The 26,478-nt window shown below is 68.5% G+C and carries 20 protein-coding genes; 4 read left to right on the top strand and 16 right to left on the bottom strand.

Translation table 11 applies throughout. From position 1 onward, the window contains the following. Positions 1-29: 29 nt before the first annotated feature. The 4 genes from L0984_RS15270 to L0984_RS15255 all read right to left on the bottom strand — a co-directional run bounded on the left by L0984_RS15270 (position 30) and on the right by L0984_RS15255 (position 4,227). Positions 30-281, bottom strand: coding sequence for a hypothetical protein (locus L0984_RS15270; RefSeq protein WP_234195063.1), 252 nt, complete (start codon positions 279-281; stop codon positions 30-32). Beyond that, the gene (locus L0984_RS15265) at positions 278-1,489 is read right to left on the bottom strand and encodes a PepSY-associated TM helix domain-containing protein (protein WP_234194487.1); all 1,212 of its coding nucleotides are present in this window, start codon (positions 1,487-1,489) and stop codon (positions 278-280) included. The genes L0984_RS15270 and L0984_RS15265 overlap by 4 nt, the downstream gene beginning before the upstream one ends. Before the next feature lie 30 nt (positions 1,490-1,519). Beyond that, positions 1,520-3,640, bottom strand: a complete 2,121-nt coding sequence (locus L0984_RS15260) for a TonB-dependent siderophore receptor (RefSeq protein ID WP_234194486.1) — start codon at positions 3,638-3,640, stop codon at positions 1,520-1,522. A gap of 191 nt (positions 3,641-3,831) precedes the next feature. Beyond that, positions 3,832-4,227: a hypothetical protein gene (locus L0984_RS15255; RefSeq protein ID WP_234194485.1), complete on the bottom strand. Its 396-nt coding sequence runs from the start codon at positions 4,225-4,227 to the stop codon at positions 3,832-3,834. Positions 4,228-4,634: 407 nt separating this feature from the next. Between L0984_RS15255 and groES the strand changes: the two genes are divergently transcribed. Both groES and groL read left to right on the top strand, forming a co-directional pair. Further along, positions 4,635-4,925, top strand: coding sequence for a co-chaperone GroES (gene groES / locus L0984_RS15250; protein ID WP_017757321.1), 291 nt, complete (start codon positions 4,635-4,637; stop codon positions 4,923-4,925). A gap of 29 nt (positions 4,926-4,954) precedes the next feature. After that, positions 4,955-6,595 (top strand): chaperonin GroEL, encoded by a 1,641-nt coding sequence (groL, locus tag L0984_RS15245; RefSeq protein WP_043113290.1) that lies wholly within the window; start codon positions 4,955-4,957, stop codon positions 6,593-6,595. Between the two features lie 274 nt (positions 6,596-6,869). Here groL and L0984_RS15240 read toward each other — a convergent pair whose 3' ends face one another. The 3 genes from L0984_RS15240 to tal all read right to left on the bottom strand — a co-directional run bounded on the left by L0984_RS15240 (position 6,870) and on the right by tal (position 11,744). Next, on the bottom strand, positions 6,870-9,107 hold the full coding sequence (locus tag L0984_RS15240; protein WP_234194484.1) for an NADP-dependent isocitrate dehydrogenase: 2,238 nt from the start codon (positions 9,105-9,107) through the stop codon (positions 6,870-6,872). Between the two features lie 133 nt (positions 9,108-9,240). Further along, positions 9,241-10,791 (bottom strand): glucose-6-phosphate isomerase, encoded by a 1,551-nt coding sequence (gene pgi, locus L0984_RS15235; protein WP_234194483.1) that lies wholly within the window; start codon positions 10,789-10,791, stop codon positions 9,241-9,243. Next, positions 10,791-11,744 carry a transaldolase gene (gene tal, locus L0984_RS15230; protein ID WP_234194482.1) on the bottom strand — a complete coding sequence of 318 codons (954 nt, stop codon included), beginning with the start codon at positions 11,742-11,744 and terminating at the stop codon, positions 10,791-10,793. Before tal ends, pgi begins: the two co-directional genes overlap by 1 nt. Positions 11,745-11,875: 131 nt before the next feature. On the opposite strand from tal, the gene L0984_RS15225 reads away from it, so the two are divergent. Beyond that, a complete protein-coding gene (locus tag L0984_RS15225; RefSeq protein WP_234194481.1) occupies positions 11,876-12,556 on the top strand; it encodes a lipocalin family protein in 681 nt (226 codons plus the stop codon). Between the two features lie 36 nt (positions 12,557-12,592). Here the strand turns inward: L0984_RS15225 and L0984_RS15220 are convergent, their stop codons facing one another. Further along, entirely contained in the window at positions 12,593-13,231 is a 639-nt protein-coding gene (locus L0984_RS15220; RefSeq protein WP_234194480.1) for an HAD family hydrolase, read from the bottom strand. A gap of 110 nt (positions 13,232-13,341) precedes the next feature. Here L0984_RS15220 and zwf point away from each other — a divergent pair, with 110 nt between their 5' ends. After that, positions 13,342-14,808, top strand: a complete 1,467-nt coding sequence (gene zwf, locus L0984_RS15215) for a glucose-6-phosphate dehydrogenase (protein WP_234194479.1) — start codon at positions 13,342-13,344, stop codon at positions 14,806-14,808. A 280-nt stretch (positions 14,809-15,088) separates the two neighbouring features. Here zwf and L0984_RS15210 read toward each other — a convergent pair whose 3' ends face one another. The 8 genes from L0984_RS15210 to L0984_RS15175 all read right to left on the bottom strand — a co-directional run bounded on the left by L0984_RS15210 (position 15,089) and on the right by L0984_RS15175 (position 26,447). Then, on the bottom strand, positions 15,089-17,056 hold the full coding sequence (locus L0984_RS15210) for a bifunctional metallophosphatase/5'-nucleotidase (RefSeq protein WP_234194478.1): 1,968 nt from the start codon (positions 17,054-17,056) through the stop codon (positions 15,089-15,091). Positions 17,057-17,147: 91 nt separating this feature from the next. Then, entirely contained in the window at positions 17,148-18,197 is a 1,050-nt protein-coding gene (locus L0984_RS15205) for an ABC transporter ATP-binding protein (RefSeq protein WP_234194477.1), read from the bottom strand. Between the two features lie 31 nt (positions 18,198-18,228). Further along, on the bottom strand, positions 18,229-20,427 hold the full coding sequence (locus L0984_RS15200) for an ABC transporter permease (RefSeq protein WP_234194476.1): 2,199 nt from the start codon (positions 20,425-20,427) through the stop codon (positions 18,229-18,231). Further along, positions 20,428-21,459 carry an ABC transporter substrate-binding protein gene (locus L0984_RS15195; RefSeq protein ID WP_234194475.1) on the bottom strand — a complete coding sequence of 344 codons (1,032 nt, stop codon included), beginning with the start codon at positions 21,457-21,459 and terminating at the stop codon, positions 20,428-20,430. 119 nt (positions 21,460-21,578) lie between these two features. Then, positions 21,579-22,619 (bottom strand): ABC transporter ATP-binding protein, encoded by a 1,041-nt coding sequence (locus tag L0984_RS15190; RefSeq protein WP_234194474.1) that lies wholly within the window; start codon positions 22,617-22,619, stop codon positions 21,579-21,581. Further along, a complete protein-coding gene (locus L0984_RS15185; RefSeq protein WP_234194473.1) occupies positions 22,616-23,686 on the bottom strand; it encodes an ABC transporter ATP-binding protein in 1,071 nt (356 codons plus the stop codon). The genes L0984_RS15190 and L0984_RS15185 overlap by 4 nt, the downstream gene beginning before the upstream one ends. Positions 23,687-23,819: 133 nt before the next feature. After that, positions 23,820-24,731 carry an ABC transporter permease gene (locus L0984_RS15180; RefSeq protein ID WP_017758599.1) on the bottom strand — a complete coding sequence of 304 codons (912 nt, stop codon included), beginning with the start codon at positions 24,729-24,731 and terminating at the stop codon, positions 23,820-23,822. Positions 24,732-24,872: 141 nt separating this feature from the next. Continuing rightward, positions 24,873-26,447 (bottom strand): ABC transporter substrate-binding protein, encoded by a 1,575-nt coding sequence (locus L0984_RS15175; RefSeq protein ID WP_234194472.1) that lies wholly within the window; start codon positions 26,445-26,447, stop codon positions 24,873-24,875. Between the last annotated feature and the right edge of the window lie 31 nt (positions 26,448-26,478).

Here is a 26,478-nt window from a genome sequence, read left to right as displayed (position 1 = left end):
CGCCTCGTGCGTCGGCGGATCGTGACGACTCAACGCCGCAGCCAGCCCCACCAGAGGCAGGCGGCCACGGGCGCACCCAGGGTCAGCCAGCCCAGCCAGTCGCCGAAGCCGCCATCGCTGAACAGCGAAGAGACCAGGCCGATGGCGGTCGAGACGCCGAAGACGAGCGGCCAGCCCCACATGCCGCCCCAGGCACGACGCTCGGCGCCCGGATTCGCTGGAGCGCCATCGGCGACGCTCGCCCCACGATGCCCCGTGGCATCCGCCAGACGGGCGCTCATCGCGGGGACTCCAGGCGCGTGCGTGCCTGCACGGGCTGCGGCTGCAGGGGCGCGGGGCGTTCAGCGTTGGCCGAGGGGGCGCCCGCCTTGGCTTGTGACCGGTGCACATGCGCCGGATCGCCCTTGCGCAGCCACAGGTAGAGGCCGCTGCCCAGCACGATGATGGTCGCGATGTCGAGCAGCGCCCACAGGATCTGCATCGGCATGCCGCCGTAGTCGCCGAAGTGCAGCGGCTGCGACACCAGCAGCGCCGTCACGTACCAGGGCAGCTTCGGCGCCGCGGTGACCTCGGCCGTGCGCGCATCCACCAGCACCGGCTGCAGCAACCGCGAGGTGAGCGGCTCCTGCCCGCGCAGGAAGAAGGTGGTGTGGTGCGGGCTCGAGAACGCCGTGCCCGGGAACGCGATGAAGGACAGGCGCTTGTCGGGGGCCTGGGCCTTGGCGGCCTCGAGCGCCCGCTGCAGCGGTGCGCGCTCGGCCACCGGCACCAGCGGCTGCCCCTGGTAGGGCGCCAGCAGTGCGCTCAGCTGGTCGTGCTGCCAGTACTTGATCACCAGGTCGGCCCAGGTGTTGATCATGCCGGTCGCACCCACCACGAAGGCCCAGGTGAGCGTGACGATGCCCAGCAGGTTGTGCAGGTCCAGCCACTTGGCGCGCGGCCGTCTGTCGCGCCGCACGGTGCCGAATTCGAGCTTGCGCATGAAGGGCGCGTACAGCACCGTGCCGCTGACCAGCGCCACCAGCAGCAAGAGCCCCATGAGCCCCAGGAAGAGCTTGCCCGGAAGACCCGCGAACAGGTCCACGTGCAGCTTGAACATGATCCACATGAAGCCCTGGTCGAAGCGCGGCTGCGCCAGGACCTGGCCGGTGCGCGCGTCCACGGCCACGGAGCGGAAATCGTCGGTGGGGGCCGGCGTGGGCGTGAGGGTGACGAACCAGATGTCCTCGCTGTCCTCGTCGTGAGAGGCGAACTGCACCACCCGGTCCGGATGCTGGGCGCGGGCGACTTCGAGCGCCCGGTCCAGGCTCACGCGCGGCGTGTCGGCGGGCATCTTCGGCGCCTCCACCTCGGTGCCGAGCAGATGGCCTATCTCGTGGTGGAAGATCAGCGGCAGGCCCGTGAGGCACAACAGGAGCATGAATGCCGTGCAGACGAGGCTGCTCCATTTGTGCACCCAGGCCCAGGTCTTGATGGTCTTGCTGTCCATGCGCATGTCGTGGGGTCCCGGCGATGCCGATCAGAAGCGGTAGGTGGCGCTGGCCACGATGTTGCGGCGGGCGCCCCACCAGCAATCGCCTCGCGACAGGCAGGTGCTGTAGTACACCTTGTCGGTCGCGTTGTTCACGTTGAGGGCGTAGCGCCACTGGGCGGTCTCGTAGGCGAAGACGAGGTCCAGCAGCGCCACCGACGGGATCTGCGGCCCGGCGGCGCCGCCCGAGGTGTCGCGGAAGCTGCCCATGTAGCGCACGCCCGCGCCGGCCGAGAAGCCGGGCGTGCCGGCGATGGCGAAGCGGTACTTGGCCCAGACGCTCGCCTGGTGACGCGGCAGGCCCTCCAGCAGCGCGTCGAGGTCGGTGTAGTTGTAGTGGGCCACCACATCCAGGTCGCGCGTGAGCGAGCCCTTGGCCTCCAGTTCCACGCCCCGCGTGCGGGTGGCACCCAACTGGTCGAAGACGCTCGGCAGGGTCTGGACGATCTGGTTCTTTTCCTTCAGGTCGTAGACGGCGGCGCTGAAGGCCAGTGCGCGGCCCTGCGGCTCGTAGCGCACACCGGCCTCCCATTGCTCGCCCCGCAAGGGCCTGAAGGTCTGCCCCAGGCGCGGCGACTGCGGCGTGAAGGACTCGGCATAGCTCAGGTACGGCGCCCAGCCGGAGTCGAAGCCGTAGAGCAGACCGAAGCGCCGGGTATTGGCCGAGTCGCGCTGCGCCTCGCTGCCGTCGGACTGGCTGCGGGTGCTGTCGTGGCGCAGGCCAGCCACGAAGGTCCAGCGGCCGAGCTTCATCTGGTCCTGCACGTAGACACCGGACTGCCGCTGCTCGGTGCGCGGCAGCGGCGCGCGCACCGGCGACTGCACATTGCCGTAAACCGGCGCATAGGCGTCGATGGTGCTGTAGCTCGTGCCCAGCCACACACGCTCGTGCTGGCGGGAGAAGTCGGCGCCGACCAGCAGCGTGTGCTGCAGCGCGCCGGTGGCGAAGCGGCCCTCGACATGGTTGTCGAGGTTGGCGATCTGGTTGCGGGTCAGGCTGCTGTCGGTGTAGCGGCCCAGCCGGCGCTGGCCGATCGGGTCCGCGCCCCAGCCGCCGGGGATGGTGAAGAAGTCGCCATAGGTGTAGTGCGCGTCGTTCACGTTGCGCGCCACGCGGAAGTTCTGCCGCACGGCCCACTGGTCGTTGAAGCGATGCTCGAACTGCCAGCCGAAGGTGCGGCGCGTGCTGTCGTAGTGGTCGCCGGGCTCGCCGATGAAGCGGTCTGTGGGCAGCCGGCCATTCGGGTTGGGCAGGATCGTGCCCTGCCACGGGAAGAACTGCGACGAGCTGCCGCTCTTGTCCTGCTGCCACAGGCCCTGCAGGGTCAGCGACGTCATGGCCGTGGGCCGCCAGGTGAGCGAGGGTGCGAGCAGTTGCCGATCGTCCGGCACATGGTCGACCTGCGTGTCGGACTTGCGGGCGACGGCGATCAGCCGGTAGGCCAGCGTGCCTTCGGCATTCAGCGGGCCGGTCAGGTCGGCCTGCAGCTGGCGGCGGTTCCAGCTGCCCAGCTGCACGCCCACTTCGCGCTGCGTCTCGAACAAGGGCCGCTTGCTGACCATGTTGACCACGCCTGCGGCCGTGCCGGCGCCGAAGAGCATGCCGGACGGTCCGCGCAGCACTTCCAGCCGTTCGAGCGTGTAGGGGTCGGTGCGGGTGGTGCTGGTGTAGTAGCCATAGGCCTGCTTGAGGCCGTCGAGGTAGACGTCGGGCGTCGAGCCGCGCACGCGCACGGCATCGTTGCGCGAGTCCAGGCCGTAGGCGTCCGAGCGCACGCCGGCGGCATAGCCCAGCGCGTCCTGCAGGTTCGTGGCGCCCTGGTCCACGATCTGGTCGCGCGTCACGATGGTCACGGATTGCGGCGTCTCGGCCAGGGGCGTGTCGGTCTTGGTGGCCGTGGCGCTGCGCTTGGCGCGGTAGCCGATGACTGGCGAGGTGGCGGTCTCGGCCGACGCCTCGGCATCGACACGCACCGTCGGCAAGGTGTTCGCAGCCGATGAAACCGCCGGTACCTGGGCCGACGCTGCGGTCGTGCTCAGCAGAAGTACCCAGGCAATCGGGACCGCCCCTGGGCGGCGCGGAGACGGCAGCGATGCGTCGAAGAGCATGGAGAAGCAACCCTCATAACAATACAACTGAGAACAATTTTTATTCTAAGTTGACGTGATGCTGACGCTTCGGCATGGGCTGGCGCCGCCTGTGGGAATGCGCGGGGGCCGCCGTTGAAAAAGGCGCCCGCAGGCGCCTATGAAGGAAGACACGGGCCGGCCGCTGTGGCCTCCCGCGTAGGGGTGTGGGCTTATTCAGCGCCTTGCTGGGCAGCGCTCGTGTTGCCGCGGATCGCCCAGGTGGTGCCGCCGACCACGGTGCTGGGTGCGATGCCGGCGAAGAAGCGCTGGTCGCCCCGCGAGCCGACCTGCACGTTCTGGTCGGGCGCATGGGCAGCCGCAACGGCTTCGGCCTGCACCGAGGCGCGCAGGCGCGGCGAGCTCATCACCGGCGTGGTGTGGGCCAGGGCGCCTTCGGCGTAGAGATCGGGGCCATGGGCGGCAGCGACGCCCTGGGCCTGCACTTCGGCGCGGCTCAAGTTGGAGTTGAACTGGAGCACGCCTTCGTATTCCTCGGCATGGACGGCACCGGCGGCGGCGAACAGGGCGAGCGCGGCGGCAGCGAGGGTCTTGGAAGTCTTGGTCATGATGTTGTCCTTTTCTGTAGCGAGGATGGGTCACCCACTGAGAGCCTGCGGAGCGACGGGTCGTCGCCGGGCGGTGGCGGCGCTGGGGTTTCATCGGCGCCGTGGAATGAATGATGCGCCCGCAAAGCCGCTTCACTGCGTGCCGGCCCGCGGTCGAAGCGTTTCCATTTCGCGAACAATGAAAGAATCCAATTCCCATGATTGTTCGCACCAGCTTGTCAAGGCCAGCCCTGCCAGTTGCCGTCCAGACAGGCTGTAGGCATGGGCCCAGTTGAAACGCCGCCAAAAGTCCTTATGATTAGCACTCGCTGGCGGTGAGTGCTAACAGCACCGCCGCCAAGTGGATGGCAGGGCCTCGCCGCCCTGCCGCACAACCCTCATTCCGTCCCTCTTCCAGGAGATTCCCAATGAAACTTCGTCCTCTGCACGATCGCGTGATCGTCAAGCGCGTTGAAAGCGAAACCAAGACCGCCTCGGGCATCGTGATCCCCGACAACGCCGCCGAGAAGCCGGACCAGGGTGAAGTCCTGGCCGTCGGCCCCGGCAAGCGCAACGACAAGGGCGATTTCGTCGTCCTGAACATCAAGGTCGGCGACCGCGTGCTGTTCGGCAAGTACTCCGGCCAGACCGTCAAGGTCGATGGCGAAGAGCTGCTGGTCATGAAGGAAGACGACCTGTTCGCGGTCGTCGAGAAGTAATCAATCCCCGGATCTAGGAGAAACACAAAATGGCAGCAAAAGACGTGGTCTTCGGCGGCGACGCCCGCGCACGCATGGTCGAAGGCGTGAACATCCTCGCCAACGCCGTCAAGGTGACCCTGGGCCCCAAGGGCCGCAACGTGGTGCTCGAGCGCTCCTTCGGCGCCCCCACCGTGACCAAGGACGGTGTGTCCGTGGCCAAGGAAATCGAGCTGAAGGACAAGCTGCAGAACATGGGCGCCCAGCTCGTGAAGGAAGTGGCCTCCAAGACCAGCGACAACGCGGGTGACGGCACCACCACCGCCACCGTGCTGGCCCAGGCCATCGTGCGCGAAGGCTCCAAGTACGTGGCCGCCGGCCTGAACCCGATGGACCTCAAGCGCGGCATCGACAAGGCGGTCGCCGCCCTGGTCGAAGCGCTGAAGAAGTCCAGCAAGGCCACCACGACCTCCAAGGAAATCGCCCAGGTCGGCTCCATCTCGGCCAACAGCGACACCGACGTCGGCCAGATCATTGCTGACGCGATGGACAAGGTCGGCAAGGAAGGCGTGATCACCGTCGAAGACGGCAAGAGCCTGGCCAACGAGCTGGACGTCGTCGAAGGCATGCAGTTCGACCGCGGCTACCTGTCGCCCTACTTCATCAACAACCCCGAGAAGCAGGCCGCACTGCTGGACAACCCGTTTGTCCTGCTGTTCGACAAGAAGATCAGCAACATCCGTGACCTGCTGCCCACGCTGGAAGCCGTGGCCAAGGCCGGGCGTCCGCTGCTGATCATTGCCGAAGAAGTCGACGGCGAAGCGCTGGCGACCCTGGTGGTCAACACCATCCGCGGCATCCTGAAGGTCGTGGCCGTCAAGGCACCTGGCTTCGGCGACCGCCGCAAGGCCATGCTGGAAGACATCGCCATCCTGACCGGCGGCAAGGTCATCGCTGAAGAAGTGGGCCTGTCGCTCGAGAAGGTGACGCTGGCCGACCTGGGCCAGGCCAAGCGCATCGAAGTGGGCAAGGAAAACACCACCATCATCGATGGCGCCGGTGCCGCTGCCGACATCGAAGCCCGCGTCAAGCAGATCCGCATCCAGATCGAAGAAGCCACCAGCGACTACGACCGCGAGAAGCTGCAAGAGCGCGTGGCCAAGCTGGCCGGCGGCGTGGCCGTGATCAAGGTCGGCGCTGCCACCGAAGTCGAGATGAAGGAAAAGAAGGCCCGCGTCGAAGACGCCCTGCACGCCACGCGTGCCGCGGTGGAAGAAGGCGTGGTGGCCGGTGGTGGCGTGGCCCTGCTGCGCGCTAAGCAAGCCGTCGGCGACATCAAGGGCGACAACGCCGACCAGGACGCCGGCATCAAGCTGATCCTGAAGGCCATCGAAGCGCCCCTGCGCGAGATCGTCGCCAACGCCGGTGGCGAGCCGAGCGTGGTCGTGAACGCCGTGCTGCAAGGCAAGGGCAACTACGGCTTCAACGCCGCCAACGACACCTATGGCGACATGATCGAGATGGGCATCCTGGACCCGACCAAGGTGACCCGCACCGCCCTGCAGAACGCCGCTTCCGTGGCTGCCCTGCTGCTGACGACCGAGTGCATGGTCGCCGAAGCGCCGAAGGACGAGTCCGCAGCGCCCGCCATGCCCGGTGGCATGGGTGGCATGGGCGGCATGGACATGTAATTCAAATCGAGCGCGCTGCTGCGCGCTCGATTTGGTTCTGTTCAAGTCAGATCAAAAAGCCGGGCGAAGCCCGGCTTTTTTCATGGGCGCCCCGCCTGCGCGCTGCTTCGGCGGGGCGGGTGCGCGCTTCGCGCGGCACCCTCCGGATTGGTAGGCGTGCTGCGCCGCCCCGGCTCTGGGGCCTCAGCTTGTGTCCGGGGCCAAGAAAAAAGCCGTCGCATGCGACGGCTCTTTCGTTGATGGGCCGGGGCTGCACTGCAGCCCGGGAAACCGATCAGGCAGCGACGCTGGCCAGGTCCTCGTTGAAGGTCTTGCTGGGGCGCATCACGGCTTCGGTCTTGGCCGGGTCGGTCTTGTAGTAGCCGCCAATGTCGGCCGACTTGCCCTGCACCTCGGCCAGTTCGGCCACGATCTTCTGCTCGTCGGCGGCCAGCTTCTCGGCCAGGGGCTTGAACTTGGCGGCCAGCTCCGCGTCCTCGGTCTGCTCGGCCAGGGCCTGGGCCCAGTACAGCGCGATGTAGAAGTGGCTGCCGCGGTTGTCCAGCTGGCCGGTCTTGGGGCTCGGGCCCTTGTTGTTGTCCAGCAGCTTGCCGGTCGCCGTGTCCAGCGCCTTGGCCAGCACCTTGGCCTTTGCATTGCTGTTCTTGATGCCCAGCTCTTCCAGGCTCACGGCCAGGGCCAGGAACTCACCCAGCGAATCCCAGCGCAGGTGGTTCTCTTCCACCAGCTGCTGCACGTGCTTCGGCGCAGAACCGCCGGCGCCCGTCTCGTACATGCCGCCACCGGCCATCAGCGGCACGATCGACAGCATCTTGGCCGAGGTGCCCAGTTCCATGATCGGGAACAGGTCGGTCAGGTAGTCGCGCAGGATGTTGCCGGTGGCGCTGATGGTGTCCAGGCCGCGGATCACGCGCTCCAGCGTGTAACGCATGGCGCGCACCTGGCTCATGATCTGGATGTCCAGGCCGGTGGTGTTGTGCTCATGCAGGTACATCTTGACCTTGGTGATCAGCTGCGCCTCGTGCGGGCGGTACTGGTCCAGCCAGAAGACCACGGGCATGCCGGAATTGCGGGCGCGGGTGACGGCCAGCTTGACCCAGTCGCGGATGGCGGCGTCCTTGACCTGGCACATGCGCCAGATGTCGCCCTGCTCCACGTCCTGGCTCATCAGCACCTCGCCCGTGTTGAGGTCGGTGATGTTGGCGACGCCGTCTTCAGGAATTTCGAAGGTCTTGTCGTGCGAGCCGTACTCCTCGGCCTGCTGGGCCATCAGGCCGACGTTGGGCACCGTGCCCATGGTCTTGGGGTCGAAGGCGCCGTGCCACTTGCAGAAGTTGATGATCTCCTGGTAGATGCGGGCGAAGGTCGACTCCGGCATCACGGCCTTGACGTCCTTCAGGCGGCCGTTGGCGTCCCACATCTTGCCGCCGTTGCGGATCATGGCAGGCATGGAGGCGTCCACGATGATGTCGTTGGGCGAGTGGAAGTTGGTGATGCCCTTGGCCGAGTCCACCATGGCCAGCTCGGGGCGGTGCTCGTGGCAGGCATGCAGGTCGCGCTTGATCTCGTCCTGCTTGGCGGTGGGCAGCGTCGCGATCTTGTTGTAGAGGTCGACCATGCCGTTGTTGACGTTCACGCCCAGCTCGTCGAAGAGCTTGCCGTGCTTCTCGAAGGCGTCCTTGTAGAAGATCTTCACGCAGTGGCCGAAGACGATGGGGTGCGAGACCTTCATCATCGTGGCCTTGACGTGCAGCGAGAACATCACGCCGGTCTCGCGGGCGTCCTCGATCTCCTTCTCGTAGAAGGCCAGCAGGGCCTTCTTGCTCATGAACATCGAGTCGATGACCTCACGGTCGAGCAGCGCGACCTTCGGCTTGAGCACGATGGTCTTGCCGCTCTTGGTGATCAGCTCCATCTTGACGTCGCGGGCGCGGTCCAGCGTCATCGACTTTTCGCCGTGGTAGAAGTCGCCGGCGTGCATGTGCGACACATGCGAGCGCGAGGCTTGGCTCCAGGGCGCCATGCTGTGCGGGTTCTTGCGGGCGTATTCCTTGACGGCCTTGGGTGCGCGGCGGTCGGAGTTGCCTTCGCGCAGGACGGGGTTGACGGCCGAGCCGGTGCACTTGTTGTAGCGCGCGCGGATGTCCTTCTCTTCGTCGGTCTGCGGGTTCTCGGGAAAGTCGGGGATCTTGTAGCCCTTGTCCTGCAGTTCCTTGATGGCGGCCTTGAGCTGGGCCACCGAGGCGCTGATGTTGGGCAGCTTGATGATGTTGGCTTCGGGCTTGAGCGTGAGCTTGCCGAGCGCGGCGAGGTTGTCCGGCACGCGCTGCTCTTCGGTCAGGCACTCCGGGAACTGGCCGAGGATGCGGGCGGCCACCGAGATGTCGCTGGTCTGCACGTCGACGCCCGCGGCCTGCGCGAAGGTGCGGACGATGGGCAGGAACGAGGCGGTGGCGAGCGCGGGCGCTTCGTCGGTCAGGGTGTAGATGATGGTCGGAGACGTCGTGCTCATGGCGCTGGGATGTCCTTGGAGAAGATGGTCGGAATCGGTCCGGCGGGCATTTTCGCTCCGAACGAGGAAGGCGTCGCCAGACGGACTTCGGCCCGGACGCAAGCCCCGGGCCGAGGGAGGGAAAGCGGCGGGATCAGCCCTGTTTCAGCCGGCCTAGCAACTGGGCGGTGGAGGCATCCAGCCCCTGCACGTCGCCGCTGGCGAGCCGCGGCTCCAGGTCCTTGGCCAGCACCTTGCCCAGCTCCACGCCCCACTGGTCGAAGCTGTTGATGCCCCAGATCGCGCCGCTGACGAACACCCGGTGTTCGTACATGGCGATGAAGGCGCCCAGCGATTCGGGCGTGAGTTCATCCAGCACGAAGAAGCTGCTGGGCCGGTTGCCAGGGAAGTTGCGGTGCCCGCCCGCGTCGGCCTTGCCCACCATCAGCGCCTGCGCCTGCGCGAGGGCGTTGGCGAGCAGCTTGGCATGGTGGCCTTCGAGCGAATGCGCCGGCTGGCGCACGGCCACGAATTCGAGCGGCACCACGTCCGTACCTTGGTGCAGCATCTGGAAGTAGGCATGCTGGCCGTTGGTGCCCGGCTCGCCCCACAGCACCGGCGAGGTGCCCACCGAAAGCGGCCGGCCGTCGAGGTCGACCTGCTTGCCGTTGCTTTCCATCTCCAGCTGCTGCAGGTAGGCCGGCACCCGGCGCAGCGCACTGTGGTACGGCGCGATGCAGCGGCTGGTGAAGCCCAGGAAGTTGCGGTACCAGACGTCCAGCAAGCCCAGCCGCACCGGCAGGTTGTGGGCCAGCGGCGCGGTGCGGAAATGCTCGTCCATGGCATGGGCGCCGGCCAGCAGGCGGCGGAAGCCCTCGGCCCCCACGGCCAGCGCAATGGGCAGGCCGATGGCCGACCACATCGAATAGCGGCCGCCCACCCAGTCCCAGAAGCCGAAGGTGGTGTCGATGCCGAAGGCGCGCGCCGCATCGACGTTGGTGGTGAGCGCCGCGAAGTGGCCGGCGATGTCGGTGCCGCCGGACTGCTCGTACCAGCGCTTGGCCGACTGGGCATTGGCCATGGTCTCGGCCGTGGTGAAGGTCTTGGAGGCGATCAGGAACAGCGTGTGCTCCGGCGCCAGTCCCTTGAGCACGCCGGCCAACTCATGCCCGTCCACATTGGAGACGAAGTGGAAATGCTTGCCCGGCGCCACCTGCTCCGCCAGCGCCAGCACCGCCATCTGCGGGCCCAGGTCCGAGCCGCCAATGCCGATGTTCACGACATCGGTGATGGTGTGGTCGGACCGCACCTTCTCGGCGTAGGCCAGCATGGCGTCCAGCGTCTCGTGCACCGCGGGCAGCTCGGCGGCCGCGGCGGGGGCCAGGCCGGTAGCACCGGCGGGCGTGCGCAGCAGCCAGTGCATGACGGCGCGGCCTTCGGTGCTGTTGATCGACTCACCGGCGAAGAGCGCGGCCCGCTTCGCTTCCAGGCCGCAGTCGGCGGCCAGCTGCAGCAGGGCCTGCTCGACCTCGGCGTCGATCAGGTTCTTGGACAGGTCGGCGAAGACGTACGGCGCCTCCTGGCTCAGCCCCGCGGCGCGGCCGGCATCGCCGGCGAAGGCCTGGCGCAGGTCGAAGCCCTGGCGCTCCGCACGCAGGGCCTGGAGGCGGGCCCAGGCGGGCGTCTGCTCGCAGCGCACGGGCATCAGGCGGCTCCCATCAGCTTGTCGAGCTTGATCGCATCGGCGGTGAAGCCGCGGATGCCTTCGGCCAGCTTCTCGGTGGCCATGGCGTCTTCGTTGAGCGCAAAGCGGAAGGCTGGCTCGTCGAGCGTGACCTTGGGGATGTCGGCGCGGTCACGTGCCGCGGCGGCATCCAGCGCCAGCGCGAGCGGCGCCTCGCTGGCGGCCAGCTCGGCCAGCAGCTCGGGGCTGATGGTCAGCAGGTCGCAGCCGGCCAGCGCACCGATCTGGCCCACGTTGCGGAAGCTCGCGCCCATCACCTCGGTGGCGATGCCGTGGCGCTTGTAGTAGTCGAAGATGCGGCGCACCGACTTCACGCCGGGATCATTGACGCCGGAACTGGCCGCCTCGTCCCAGCTGCTGCCCGCGCTCTTCTTGTACCAGTCGTAGATCCGGCCCACGAAGGGCGAGATGAGCTTCACGCCCGCCGCGCCGCAGGCCACGGCCTGGGCGAAGGAGAACAGCAGCGTCAGGTTGGTGTGGATGCCGCGGGCCTCCAGCTCGCGCGCGGCCTCGATGCCTTCCCAGGTGGCGGCGATCTTGATCAGCAGGCGCTTCTCGACGTCGATGCCCTCGGCCTTGTACAGCTCGACCAGCCGCAGCGCACGGGCCACGGTGGCCGTGGTGTCGAAGGACAGCCGCGCATCCACCTCGGTCGACACCCGCCCCGGCACCAGCGCCAGGATCTCGCAGCCGAAGCGCACCAGCAGCCGGTCGACGATCTCGTCCAGCGGCCGGCCGGCATGGCGCGACAGGGCCTCGTCGAGCAGGGGCCGGTACTCGGGCTTTTGCACCGCCTTCAGGATCAGCGACGGGTTGGTGGTCGCGTCCTGCGGCTTGAACTGGGCGAGCTGGCGGAAGTCACCGGTGTCGGCGACCACGGTGGTCCATTGGCGGAGGGCGTCGAGTTGGTTCATGCAAACGATTATGTCGCGCGACTGTGGCGCAACCCGCGTGCGCACGCGGCTTTTGGCTGGTGGCTGACAGGCCGCGCGCGCAGGGAACGCTAAGTTGTCATGCTGTTCCGATCCACTCACCGGGAGACCCCATGAGCCGTACCGGCCACGACCTGAGCCAGAGCCAGGCCCTCGACAACGACCACGCCACCAGCCACCGCATCGCGCTTCTGGCGGCCGCCTTCTGCGTGGGCGGAATCGCCGCCATGGCGGGCCTGAAGTGGGCCCGCCGCCGGCAGTTGCCCGCCGGCCCCGCGGACGGCGCCCCGTTGATGCGCGCACCGCTCCAGGTGGTCGCGCCGGTGGACCTCAAGCGCTATGCCGGAGTCTGGTACGAGCAGGCGCGGCTGCCCAACCGTTTCGAGAAGGCCTGCGGCGGCACCGTGTCGGCTGAATACACCCCGCTGCCGGACGGCACGGTCGAAGTGCGCAACCGCTGCGTCCGGCAGGACGGCCAGGTGGACGAGTCGGTGGGCATCGCCCACGCCGTGCGCGTGGCGGGCCTGCCCGGCGCCGGCCGTCTGGCGGTGAGCTTCGCACCCGCCTGGCTGCGCTGGCTACCGCTGGTGTGGGGCGACTACTGGATCCTCAAGCTCGACCGCGACTACCAGGTGGCGCTGGTGGGTACGCCCAAGCGCGACTACCTGTGGGTGCTCTCACGCGTGCAGCACCTGGACGAGGCCAGCCTGGCCACCGAACTGGACTACGCCCGTACGCTGGGCTTCGACATCGACCAGGTCGTGCGCAGCGGCGCCCAGGATGCGCCCGCCTGAGCGGGCCGCGCAAGCGCTCAGGCCCGCGGCACGCGCTCAGGTGCCGAGCGCCTTGTCCACCATCCGCGGCAGTTGCGCAGCGAGTGCGGCCGGCGAGGTGCAGTGCAGCGCCTGCCAGCCCAGGGCCATCGCCGACTCCACGTTCGGCACCGAGTCGTCGATGAACAGGGTGTCGGCAGGCACCAGACCATGGCGCCACGCCAGCAGTTCGAAGATCTCGGTGTTCGGCTTGATACGCTTGACGTCGCCTGAGAACACGCCGCCGTCGAAGCGCCCGAACAGCTCGGGCAGCCGGCGCTCCAGCGCCCGCGCGTAGGGCAGCGGCATGTTCGAGAGGTAATAGAGCTTCAGCGGCGCGCCCGCGTCGCGCTGCGCGGCCAACCGGGCCAGCATGTCGACGGTGACGGCCACCGGCTGAAGGATCTCGCCCAAGGGCACGATCAATTCGCGGACCGCCGCCGGCGAAAGCTGCAGGCGCTGGGCGGTGCGTGCCGCCACGTCCTCGGCCTCCCGCAGGCCGCCGTCGAAATCCAGCCAATCCTGATGGTGGAAGAAGGCCCGCACCAGCGCATGGGCCGAGGCGTCGTCGGCCGCCCGCTGCGGGAAGTGCTTTTTCAGGTGATCGGCGGGTTGCCAGTCGATGAGCACGCCGCCGAGATCGAAGACCAGGTTCATGGCGCGATTGTCCCTCCGACCCTCGCCCCGTGGCATGCAGGGCGCCTCGCGGGTGCGCTTACAGTCGGAGCCCCGCATCCACCGCGCGCGCGGCGCGCATGTTCTGCCCCATGAGTTTCGACCTCGTTCTTTTCGGCGGCACCGGCGATCTGGCCTGGCGTAAGCTGATGCCCGCCCTCTTCCAGGCCTTCCGCCACGGCAGCCTGCCGTCCGGTGGCCGCATCATCGGCGTGGCGCGCGACGATCTGTCGGATGCGCAGTACCGGACGCTGATCCAGTCCCGCTTCAAGGCCGTCGAAGGCGCCAAGCGGCCGAGCGCCGAAGAGTTCGAGAAGTTCGCCGACCTTCTGCACTACCTGCGCATGGACCTGTCCAAGCCGGCGGACTACGAGCGGCTTGCGCAGACGCTGCAGCAGCGCGATGCCGACACGGTGGTGATGTACCTGGCCACCGCGCCCTCGCTGTTCACGCAGACCGTCGAGCGCATCGCCGCCGCCGGCCTGGGCGGCCCCAAGACCCGCGTGGTGCTCGAGAAGCCGCTGGGCCACGACCTGGCTTCCAACCGCGCCATCAACGCTGCCGTGGGCCGCGTGCTGAAGGAAGAGCAGGTCTTCCGCATCGACCACTACCTGGGCAAGCCCTCGGTGCAGAACCTGTTCGCCATGCGCTTCGGCAATGCGCTGTTCGAGCCGCTGTGGCGCCGCGAGTACATCGCCAGCATCGAGATCACCATCGCCGAGGACCTGGGCGTGGAAAAGCGCGGCGCCTTCTACGACCAGACCGGCGCCCTGCGCGACATGGTGCAGAACCATGCGCTGCAGCTGCTGTGCGCCGTGGCGATGGAGCCGCCCATCAATGCCCACGCCGACGCCCTGCGCGACGAGAAGCTCAAGGTGCTGCGATCGCTCAAGCCCTGGACGCACGAGTCCATCGGCATGCACGCGGTGCGCGGCCAGTACACCGCCGGCACCGCCTATGGCGAGCGGGTGCAGGGCTACCTGCAGGAGCCGGGCATCGACCCGGCCAGCCGCACCGAAACCTTCGTCGCCCTGCGCGCCGAGATCGCCAACTGGCGCTGGGCTGGCGTGCCCTTCTACATCCGCACCGGCAAGCGCCTGGCCTCGCGCGATGCGCGCATCGAGGTCAACTTCAAGCCCACGCCGCATGCCATCTTCCGAGCGCCGGCCGGCGCCAGTGCCAACAAGCTGGTGATCAACCTGCAGCCCAAGGACGGGCTGGAGCTGCACCTGCTGGCGCAGGCCCAGAACAGCCGCAAGCGCAGCGGCGACGGCACGCAGCCGCTAGCCACCGTGCAGCTGGACCTGGACTTCGGCCAGCGCTTCGGCACCGAGCGCGTCGGCGCCTACGAGCGGCTGCTGCTGGACGTGATCGACGGCCGGCTCAACCTCTTCGTGCGCAGCGACGAGCAGGAAGAGGCCTGGCGCTGGGTGGAGCCGCTGATCGAGGCCTGGCAGAACGACAGCGGCCCCCGCCCCTACGCCGCCGGCACCTGGGGCCCCAGCGCGAGCAGCGCCATGATCGCGCGCGACGGGCTGGCCTGGAGCGAAGAGCAGTAGGCGCGAATCGTTCGATCAACGAAGAAGGCCCGGACGCGTCGAGCGCCGGGCCTTCTTCCTTCATCAAAGATCCAATGGCCGCGGAGCAGGCCATGCCAGGGCACCCGAGGAACTGGCTTTGCCAGGCCTCCGGGTGCGCCCCCCTCCAAGCCGAAGGCGCCAGGGAGGGGCTGAGGGCCGCGGCTCCAAGCCTGCCTGCGCAGGCTTGGACGTGCCCGAAGAGCAGCCGCCTCTGGCGGCCGCTCGGAGCCGCGAAGCGGCATGGGGGGTGCTTCCCTTTTTAGGGCGCCTGGTAACTCTTGGTGCTGTACAGATCCGTCGGCAGCTTCTTCAGCGCCGGCAGGCCAGTGCTCGCGTCCCTGGCCTGCGACTGGATGTAGTCCATGAACGCGTCGGCATCGAGCACACCGATATCCAGGCGCCGGGCGGCCGGCACGGCGGCCAGGGCCTTGTAGCCGTCGCCGCCATTGGCGTTGAAGCTCAGCACGAAGAGCTTGTAGGTCTTGCCGGCGTCCAGCGCGGCCCAGGCGCCGGTCTTCGCATCGCGCACCTCGATGTTGCGGGCGCGGGCGCCCTTGGCCAGGCGCGCATCGACGTCGAAGCGCAGGCCGCCGGTGTAGGGATAGGGGCCGGTGGTGCCGCCCGTGCCGTAGACGGCATCGAGGCCGTCCTCCAGCATGGCCTTCACCTCGGCGCCGGTGACGTCCAGGCGGAACAGCATGTTGCCGAAGGGCAGCACCTGGATCACCTGCGCCGCCGTCACCTTGCCGGGCACCAGCGGAATGCGCACGCCGCCGCCGCTCTGCAGCGAGAGGTCGGCGCCGCCGTATTTCTTCTGCGCCACTTCCAGGTAGGCCTGGGCCACCAGTTGCTGGATGTCGCCGCCGCGCAGCGACACGCTGCCCAGCGTGTTGCAGCCAGTGCTGGAGCGCGAATGGTCGACCGTGCCGGCGCCGCCCGGCACGCGGCGTGAACAGAGCTCTTCGATCGCCGCGGCCACGTCCGTCTTGTTGAAGACCTCGATGCGGTCGGCGAAAGGCTTGAGCACCGCGCTTGCGTTGGCATCGGGCGCGACGGTGTAGAGCAGCCCGTGGGTGGCCGCCACGTCGGCCTGGATGGCCTTGAGCTGCGCATCCGTGGGCGCCTTGCCGCCCAGCGTGTAGTTGTCGCCCACCAGCACATGGGGCGTGCCGCTGCAGGCCGTGACGTCGCCGTTGGCGTCGAAGCTGACCTTGAGCTCGCCCACCACCTGCGCGTATTCCCAGGCCTGCACCACGCAGACGCGCTTGCCGTCCTTGTTGGTGACCTGCGTCGGATAGGCGCCGGCGGGCGAGCCCACGCCCAGCGTCGTGAGCGCGGCCGGGCCGAGCAGCGTGTGCGAATCGCCGCCCACCACCACGTCCACGCCCGACAGGGCCTTGGCCACCTGCAGGTCGTACTCGTAGCCGATATGGCTCATCAGCACGATCTTGTCGATGCCCTGGGCGCGCAGGCGGTCGATCTCGCGCTGGGCGGCAATGGTCTCGTCCTCGAAGGTGGTGTCGGCGTCGGGGCTGGACGACGCCTTGGTCTTGTCCGCGATGGTCAGGCCGACGATGCCGATCTTCTGGCCGCTGCGCTCGACCACGGTGGAACGCTGCACGGCGCCCGGCGCGCGCGCCGGGTTGAGCGCCGAGTTGGCGCCGAAGACGACGTTGGCGCTCAGCGCGGGCGTCTTGCAGCGGCCCTGGCGCAGCAGGTCCAGGAAGTTCTTGAGGCCGGTGTCGCCCTTGTCGAACTCGTGGTTGCCGAGCGTGAAGGCGTCGAAGCAGACGGTGTTCATCAGCGCCGCGTCGGCCTCGCCGTCGGCGCCGGCGCGGTTGAAGAACAGCGTGCCGGTGAGCGCATCGCCCGCATGCAGCTTGAGCACGTTGGCCTTGCCGGCGGCCAGCTGCTTGATGGCGGCCGTCACGCGCGGAAAGCCGGCGGCCTCGACGCTCACGGTGCTGCGCGTGGCGTAGCCCGCCTGCAGCTGCAGGGTGCGCGTCCTGGCAGCCAGGTTGGAATGGTGGTCATTGATGTGCAGCACCGTCAGCTCCAGCGGTGCCGACGCGGGGCCGGCCGCCAGGGCGGGCGCCGGCGGTGGCGCGGGTGCCGATGAAGCCGACGCAGGCGTGGCGCTGCCGACCTGCAGCGTGGACGAGCCGCCGCAGGCCGACAGGCCCAGGCAGAGGGCGGCCGCGAGTGTGCCGATCAGGCGTCGATCCATGGCGCTTCCCCCATGCTTCGTTGTACGGAACCGCGCATGCTGGCCGGCCAGGATGACCGAGCGATGAAGAAGCGAAAGGAAGGGCCGCCGCTCAGCCGGCGCGAGCCTGCACGACGGAGACGCCCTGCATGCCCAGCGACAGCACGGTGGTGTCGCCGGGTCGCAGCGGCTGCAGTGCGTCATTCGAGACGACGAACAGTTCGCCGAGCTCGGTCTTGAAGCCGTAGTCATAGCCATGGCCCAGGTAGGCCGCCTTGGTGCAGGTGGCCGGCAGCCCGTCGGTCACGCCGATGCGCCAGGCCTCGGGCCGCACTGCGACCTTCACCGGACCCGGCGCCAGCGGGCGCGGCGGCACCAGGGCGAGCGGGCCCAGGCGCACCCGGCCATCGGCCTCGACCTGGGCGGCGAAGACCATCGCCTCGCCCATGAAGCCGGCCACGAACTCGCTCTCGGGCTGGTTGTAGAGCGCCTGCGGCGTGCCGCGCTGGGCGATCACGCCATGGTCCATCACGATGATCTGGTCGCTCACCGCCAGCGCCTCGCCCTGGTCGTGCGTGACGTAGGCCACCGTGAGCTGCAGGCGCTGCTGGATGGCGCGGATCTCCTCGCGCATCTCGCGGCGCAGGCGGGCGTCCAGGTTGGACAGCGGCTCGTCGAAGAGCAGCACGGCCGGCTCCAGCACCAGCGCGCGCGCCAGGGCCACGCGCTGCTGCTGGCCGCCGGACAGCTCGCTGGGCAGGCGTTCGTCGAAGCCCACCAGCCCGACGCCGCGCAGCGCCTCGCGGGCGCGCGCGGCCGCCTCGGCCTTGGCGACGCGGCTCATGCGCAGGCCATACGCCACGTTCTCGATGACGTTCATGTGCGGAAAGAGCGCGTAGCTCTGGAACATCATCGACACGTTGCGCTCGGCCGGGCCGAGCGTGGTGACGTCGCGCCCGCCCATGAGGATCTGGCCCGAGGTGGGCGACTCCAGCCCCGCGATCATGCGCAGCGTGGTGGTCTTGCCGCAGCCCGAGGGGCCGAGGATGGTGGTCAGCGTGCCCTTGGGCACCTCGAAGCTGATGCCCTTGACCGCCAGCGGCGCATTGGCGTCGCTGCCGTAGCGCTTGGTGACGTTGCGAAATTCGATGCCGTCGCTCATCTGTGCGTCTTCCGTGTTTCTCTTGTGCGCTTCATGCGGCGACAGGTTGGGCCACCTTGCGGCGCCCCAGGCGGCGCTCGCCGACCAGCAACTGGATCAGCGCGATGGCCAGCGACATCAGCACGATCAGCACCGTGCAGTACGCCAGCGCCACGCCATAGTCGCCATTGCCCACGCGGCCGATGATGTAGGTGGTGGCCAGTTCGTTCTCGGCCGTGACCAGGAAGATCACCGCGCTCACCGTGGTCATGGCCCGCACGAAGCTGTAGACCAGCGCCGCCACCAGCGCCGGCTTGAGCAGCGGCAGCACCACGCGCATGAGCGTCTGCGCGGTGGAGGCGCGCAGCATGAGCGAGGCCTCGTCCAGCGAACGGTCGAGCTGCTTGAAGGCCGCCGTACCCGCCCGCACGCCCACCGGCAGGTTGCGGAACATGAAGCACAGCACGATCACCAGGCCCGTGCCCGTCAGCTCCAGCGGCGGCACGTTGAAGGCCAGGATGTAGCTCACGCCCAGCACCGTGCCCGGAATCGCAAAGGCCAGCAGCGCCGCGAACTCGAAGGCGCCCTGCCCCTTGAATTCGTTGCGCGCCAGCAGCCAGGCGATCAGCAGGCCCAGCCCCGCCGTCAGGGGTGCCGACAGGCCCGCCAGCTTGAGCGTGGTCCACAGCGAGTTCCAGGCCGTGCCGGCCCACACCAGCCCGAACTGGCCCCACTCCAGCGAGAAGGCGGTGCGGAAGTGCTGCAGCGTGAGCGTGTAGTCACGCCCCCAGGTCTGCACGAAGCCGCCTGCGAAGGCGAACAGGTAGACCACCACGGTGAAGCCGATCCACGGCAGCGCCACGCACTGCACCGTGCGCAGCACGCCCGTGGGCAGCGGCATGGGCACGCCGGCATCGCCCTTGCCGCTGACGGTGGTGAAGTTCTGCCGACCCAGCAGCCCGCGCTGCACCGCGAACACCAGCAGCGCGAAAATCGTCAGCACCCAGGCCAGCGACGCGGCCCGACCCTGGTCGTATTGCGCGCCCACGATGGCGAAGAAGATGTCGGTGGACAGCACCGAATACTGGCCGCCCACCACCACCGGATTGCCGAAGTCCGCAATGCTCTCGATGAAGCCCACCAGGAAGGCATTGGCCAGCCCCGGCTTGAGCAACGGCAGCGTCACGGTGCGGAAGGTGTGCCAGCGGTCGGCCCGCAGCATCAGCGCCGCCTCCTCCAGGCTGGGCGCGATGCCCTGCACCACGCCGCGCATGATCATGAAGGCGATGGGCGTGAAGGCGAAGAGCTGCGCCGTCAGGATGCCCGGCAGGCCGTAGAACCAGCGCGTGGCCGGAATGCCGAACCACGCTTCGAGCGCCTGGTTGACCACGCCCGCGCGGCCGAAGAGCAGGATCAGCCCCAGCCCGACCACGAAGGGCGGCGTGATGATGGGCAACAGGGCCACCACCTTGAGCGGCCCCTGCCAGCGGCGCGCACCGCGCTCGGCCATCAGTGCGATCAGCGTGCCGAGGAAGGTGGTGCCGGCGGCCGTCAGCAGGGCCAGCAACAGCGTGTTCCAGGCCACGCCGCAGCTTGTGCCGCCGCCCACGCAGCCCAGGCCCCAGATGCGCTCGGTGAACACCCGCGCGCCGAAGGCCGCGAGCGAGGCATGCCCGTCCTCGTCGAAGAAGGCCGCCGACAGCGCCTTGCCCACCGGCCAGCCGATGAACATCAGCAGCACCAGCCCACAGCCGACCACGGCCGCGGAGACGAACAGGTCGCCGCGGAAGAAGCCCAGCCGCGCCAGGCCGAAGGCGGCCAGCACGACCAGCATGGCGAAGACGACGAAGCCGCCGATGCCGATGCCGAACTGGTTGACCTGCAGCTCGCCGAACAAGGTGTTGAGTGCGGCGAAGCTCCAGCCGCGCGCGCCGATGGCCAGGCCCGACACGGCCAGCGCCAGTGCGCCAAGGCCGCCGCCTGCCAGCCACCAGCGGCCCTGGGCCCGACCCGGTGGCAGGCCCGCGCCGACCATGCACAGCACCAGCCCAGCCAGTCCCGCGAAGAGCCACGGCCGGCCCTGCAGGGCGCCCTGGATCAGGCCGTTGGCTGCATCGCCTTCACGCCAGATGCCGGGCAGCGCCTGCCACCAGCTGGTGTCCTGGATCGCATACCAGGGCAGCAGCGCATAGGCGACGAGCCCGATCGCGATGCACGACCAGGCCGCCGCATTCGAACGGAGCGCGCGCACTCAGCGGGGCAGCGAGTTGACTTCTTTTTCCCAGCGGGCGATCAGGCGTCGCCGCTCGGCGCTGGCGCCGTAGGTCTTGTAGTCGTAGTTGATCAGCTTGATCTTCTTGAAGTCGGGCACGTTGGGGTCGACCACCGTGGCCTTGTTCGACGGCAGCTGGTACTGCTTGGCCGCCGCGCCGAAGGCCTGCGCCTGGGGCGTCAGCGCCCATTCGTAGAACTTCTTGGCCTGCTCCAGATTGCGGGCGCCCTTCACGATGCTCATGGAGCCGATCTCGGCGCCGGTGCCTTCGGCGGGCGTCACCGTCTCGACCGGGAAGCCCTGCATCTTCTCCTGCGGCGCGTCGTGCACGAAGCTGATCGACACTGCCGTCTCGCCGCGCGCCACCGCCTTGATCGGCGCGGTGCCGGAACGGGTGTAGGCCGAGATGTTCTTGTGCAGGCCCTTGAGGTATTCGAAAGCCTTGTCTTCGCCCATCAACTGCACCAGCGTAGCGATCATGGTGTAGGCCGTGCCGCTGGATGCGGGGTTGGCCACCTGGATGTCGCCCTTGTACTCGGGCTTGAGCAGGTCGGCCCAGCTGCGCGGCACCGGCAGCTTCTTCTTGGCCAGCAGCTCGGTGTTGTAGCCGAAGCCCAGCGGTCCCGAATAGATGCCCACCGTGCGAAAGCCCGACTGCTGCGCCTGCTGCTGCGCCCACGGGTACAGCTGCGTGAGCGTGGGCGACTTGTATTCCAGGGTGAGGTTCTGCTCGGCCGCCTGCAGGTGCGGGTCACCGGTGCCGCCGAACCAGACGTCGGTCTTGGGGTTGTCGCGCTCGGCGATCAGCTGGGCCAGCGCCTCGCCCGAACCCTTGAGCGCCAGGTTGATCTTGACGCCAGTGGTGCGCGCATAGACGGTGGCGATCATGTTGCACCAGTCGGCCTGCACGGAGCAGATGACGTTGACCTGCTGGGCACTGGCGGCCGATGCGGCGGTGGCGAGGGCCGCCGCCATGAAGGCGCGGCGGAAGGTCTGTTGTTGTCGGGGCATCTTGATTCCGGAAAGAGAAGGGCCCGGCGTCGCCGGACCGGGCTGCCGACCTTACGCCCCCACCCCGCGGCGGGCATCGGTGGAACTACCGCTGGCGCGGCGCCCCCGCTCTCAACGGATCAGATGCGCCCCTCTTCCACCGCGTGACAGGCCACGCGCACGCCGCCGATGGACAGCAGCGCCGGCCGCTCGGACGAGCAGCGCGCGTTGGCATGCGGGCAGCGCGGATGGAAGGCGCAGCCCGTGGGCGGATTGAGCGGATTGGGCACCTCGCCCTGCACGGGCGTGCGCGAGCGGCCGGTCGCATGCATCTGCGGGATCGCATCCAGCAGCATGCGCGTGTACGGATGGCGCGGCTGCGCGAAGAGCTCGGCCTTGTCCGCCAGCTCCACCAGCCGGCCCAGGTACATCACGCCCACCTGATCGCTCACATGGCGCACCACGGCGAGGTTGTGCGAGATGAACAGGTAGGTCAGGCCCCGCTCGCGCTGCAGGTCCTTCATGATGTTGAGCACCTGGGCCTGCACGCTCACGTCCAGGGCCGAGGTGGGCTCGTCGCAGACCAGGAACTCGGGCGCCGTGGCCAGAGCCCGCGCGATGGAGATGCGCTGGCGCTGCCCGCCCGAGAACTGGTGCGGGTACTTGGTCATGTCCAGCGGCGACAGGCCCACCGAGCGCAGCAGCTCGCCCACGCGCTCGCGCACCGCCGCCTTCTCGCGCAGGATGCCGTGCTCGCGCAGCGGCTCGGCAATGATGTCTTCCACTACCCAGCGCGGATTGAGGCTGGCGTACGGGTCCTGGAAGATCATCTGGATACGCCGGCGCAGTTGCCGGCCCGCGGCCGTGCGGTAGGCCGCATGCGCATCCTGGCCGTCGAAGCGCATGCCGCCGCGCGTGGGCTCGTACAGGCCCACCAGCAGGCGGGCGACGGTGCTCTTGCCGCAGCCCGATTCACCCACCAGCGCCAGCGTCTTGCCGCGCTCGATCTCGAAGCTCACGCCGTCGACGGCATGCAGCAGCGTGCGGGGCTTGCGCTCCAGCACGCGATTGAGCCAGGGCGCCGACACGTCGAAGGTGCGGGCCAGGTCATGGGCGACGACCAGGGGCGGAGTTGCCGCTGCCGCTCCATGGGGGTCAGAAGAAGCCAGCACGGCACTCATTCGTCGATCTCCGGGACAGGCGTGGCGGCGTCGGGCATCGCACGTTCGCCTTGCGCCATCGCGGCCGCATGCTCGGCGGCCAGGCGGTCGTGGCCGCGGTGCGGATCGGCCCCGTCGTGCAGCCAGCAGGCGGCACGCGTGGCGCCAGCGGGCATCAGCTCGGGCCGCTCCTGCAGGCAGCGGTCGAACACGCGCGGGCAGCGCGGGTTGTAGGCACAGCCCTTGGGAATGGCATTGAGGCGCGGCATGGCGCCGTCGATCTGGTTCAGGCGCTCGCGGTCGCTGTCCATCTCGGGGATCGACGCCATCAGGCCACCCGTGTAGGGGTGGGCCGGCTGGTGGATCACCTCGTGCACCGGCCCGATCTCGGCGATGCGGCCCGCGTACATCACGGCCACGCGGTCGCAGGTCTCGGCGATCACGCCCATGTCGTGGGTGATCAGCATGACGGCCGCGCCGCGCTCGCGGCACAGGCGCTTGAGCAACTGGATGATCTGCGCCTGGATCGACACGTCGAGCGCGGTGGTGGGCTCGTCGGCCACGATCAGCTGCGGCTCGGCCGCCAGCGCCAGAGCGATCACCACGCGCTGGCGCATGCCGCCGGAGAACTGGTGCGGATAGTGGTCGATGCGCTGCTCGGCGGCCGGGATGCCCGTGTCCTGCAGCAGCGCGATGGCGCGGCGCTTGGCCTCGGACTCGGTCACGGGCAGGTGCGCGCGGATGGTTTCCACCAACTGCCGGCCCACGGTGTAGAGCGGGTTCAGCGAGGTGAGCGGATCCTGGAAGATCGCGCCGATCTTGCGGCCGCGGATGTGGCGCATCGGCTCGTAGCCGAGGTTGTCGATGCGCTGGCCCTGCAGCAGGATCTGTCCGCTGGCCACCCGGCCCGGCGGCTCCAGCAGCCCGATGATGGCCGCGCCCGTGAGCGACTTGCCGGCGCCCGACTCGCCCACCACGCCCAGGATCTCGCCCGGCGCGATGTCGAAGGAGATGTCGTCCAGCGCCCGCAGCGTGCCGCGGCGGCCGGGAAATTCGACGACGAGGTTCTTGACCTGGAGCAGGCTCATGCGTATCCCCTGAACAAAAGGCCGCGGAGCAGGCCATGCGCGGACATCCGCGGAACCGGCTCGGCCGGGCCGCTGGATGTGCCCCCTTGAGGGGGTTGGCGGAGCGGAACGAAGTCCGCGAAGACTGGGGGAGTCATCTCAGCCGGGGGTTCAAGGCATCGCGCAGCCAGTCGCCCAGCAAGTTCACCGACAGCGCGATCAGCACCAGCATGGCGCCGGGAAAGACGGTGATCCACCACTCGCCCGAGAACAGGTAGTCGTTGCCCACCCGGATCAGCGTGCCCAGCGAGGGCGAGGTGGGCGGCACGCCCACGCCCAGAAAGCTGAGCGTGGCCTCGGTGATGATGGCCGTGGCCACCTGGATGGTGGCCAGCACCAGCACCGGCCCCGTCACGTTGGGCAGCACGTGGCGCAGCATGATGCGCAGCGGCGCCACGCCGGTGACGCGTGCGGCCTGCACGTACTCCTTGCTGCGCTCCACCAGCGTGGAACCGCGTACCGTGCGCGCGTACTGCACCCAGCCGGTGAGCGAGATCGAGATGATGAGCACGCCGAAGGCCAGCGACTCGTGCGCATTGGGAAAGAGCGCCCGGCCCACCCCTGCGATCAGCAGCGCCACCAGGATGGGCGGAAAGGACAGCATCACGTCGCACAGCCGCATCAGGAAGGCATCGAGCCAGCCGCCCAGGAAGCCCGCGAGCAGGCCCAGCAGCACGCCCACCACCACCGAGAGGATGACGGAGACGACGCCCACCACCAGGGAGATGCGGGCGCCGTAGATCAGCGCCGAGAGGATGTCGCGCCCCTGGTCGTCGGTGCCCAGCAGGTACTTGCTGCTGCCGCCCTCGCTCCAGGCCGGCGGCAGCCGCGCGTCGCCCAGCTCCAGCGAAGCAAGGTCGAAGGGGTTGTGCGGCGCCACCCAGCCGGCGAACACCGAGCAGAAGATGCAGACGAAGGCGATGACCGCCGCCGCCACCGCCACGGGCGAGGTCCTGAAGCTGTGGCCGACATCGCTGTCGAACCAACGGAGGAGCGTGTTCTTCATCGGGGGAAAGTTTCTGGGCGCCGTGCGACGAGGCGCCCGGGGCCATGCAAAGCGAAGGGCATGCCGCCCGGCCGCCGTCTTGCACGGCCGGGGCGGTGCCGGCGTGGGACTCAGCCGATGGCGGCCCTCACGCCCGGACGATCACTTGATGCTGATCCACTTGAAGGGCATGAAGTTGTCGGCGCGCTGGGTCAGCGACACCTTCTTGCTCACGCCCCAGGCCAGCGACTGCTGGTGCAGCGGCAGGTGGCCGATGTCGTCGGTGTGGATCTTGAAGGCCGCTTCGATCAGGCCCTGCCGCTTGGCCTTGTCGGTCTCGGACTTGATCTGGCCGATCAGTTCGTCGAGCTTGGGATTGCAGTAGGCGCCCAGGTTGAACTGGCCGCTGCCGTCCTTGTCGTTGGGGCAGCGCATCAGCGCGTCCAGCGCGTTGTGCGAGTCGTAGGTGGTGGGCGTCCAGCCCAGCAGGTAGAAGCTGGTGTCGCGGCGCAGGATCTTGGGGAAGTAGGTGCCCTTGGTCTCGGCCGCCAGGTTGATCTTGACGCCGATGCGCGCCAGGTTGGCCGCCACGGCCTGGCAGACCTGCGCGTCGTTGACGTAGCGGTCGTTCGGGCAGTTCATGGTGACCTCGAAGCCACCGGGGTAGCCGGCGTCGGCCAGCAGCTTCTTGGCCGCCTCGGGGTCGTAGGGCAGGCGCTTGTCCTGGGCCTCGGTCCAGCCGTTGATGCCGGGGCCGACCATCAGCGCCGTGGGCCGCGAGGCGCCACGCATCACCGTCTTCTGGATGCCGTTGATGTCGATGGCCTGGTAGAAGGCCTGGCGCACGCGCTTGTCCTTGAAGGGGTTCTTGCCCTTCACATTGGAGTACAGCAACTCGTCGCGCTTCTGGTCCATGCCCAGGAAGATGGTGCGCAGCTCGGGGCCGACCACCACGCGCGCACTGGGGCTCGCATTAATGCGGGCGATGTCCTGCACGGGCACCGGCTCCATCACGTCCACCTCGCCCGAGACCAGCGCCGCGACGCGCGTGGCGGGGTTGGCGATGGGCGTGAAGATCACCTCCTGCGCATTGCCTTCGATCTTGCCCCAGTAGTTCATGTTGCGCACGAACACCGTGCGGACGTTGGGCTGGCGCTCGCGCACGCGGAAGGGACCGGTGCCGTTGGCCTTGAAGGAGGCCGTGTTCTCGATGCCCTTTCGTCGGTCGACGGGCTTCTCGGCCTTGTTCTCCTCGCACCACTTCTTGCTCATGATGGCGAGGTCGGACAGCACGTCCGGCAGGATCGGGAAGGGGCCCTTGGTGACGATGTCCACGGCATGGTCGTTGACCTTGCGCACTTCCTGGATGTCGTTGACCTTGGCCTTCACGTCGGAGCCGTCGCCGCCCGCACGGGCGATGCTGAAGATCACATCGTCGGCCGTGAAAGGCGTGCCGTCGTGGAAGGTCACGCCCTTGCGCAGCTCGAAGCGCCAGGTGTCGGGCGCCGTCTGCTTCCACGAGGTGGCCAGGCCCGGCGCCAGGCTCAGGTCCTTGTTGCGGTCGGTCAGGCCTTCGTAGACGTTCAGGTCCACGGACAGCTGGAGCGATTCATTGAGCGAATGCGGATCGAGCGACAGCGCGTCGCCCTGGTTGGCGATGCGCACCGTCTGGGCGCCGGCGATCAGGCTGGCTGCCGCCAGCACGGCCGCGATGGCGGCTTTTTTCTTGAAGCTCATGGAATCACTCCTCGGGTTGGTCAAGGCTCGG

The organism is Pseudacidovorax sp. NFM-22, from assembly GCF_021401245.1.
Taxonomy (GTDB): domain Bacteria; phylum Pseudomonadota; class Gammaproteobacteria; order Burkholderiales; family Burkholderiaceae_C; genus Xenophilus.
Note: the sequence above shows the minus strand (reverse complement) of the source record. Positions and strands in the feature narration are given on the sequence as shown.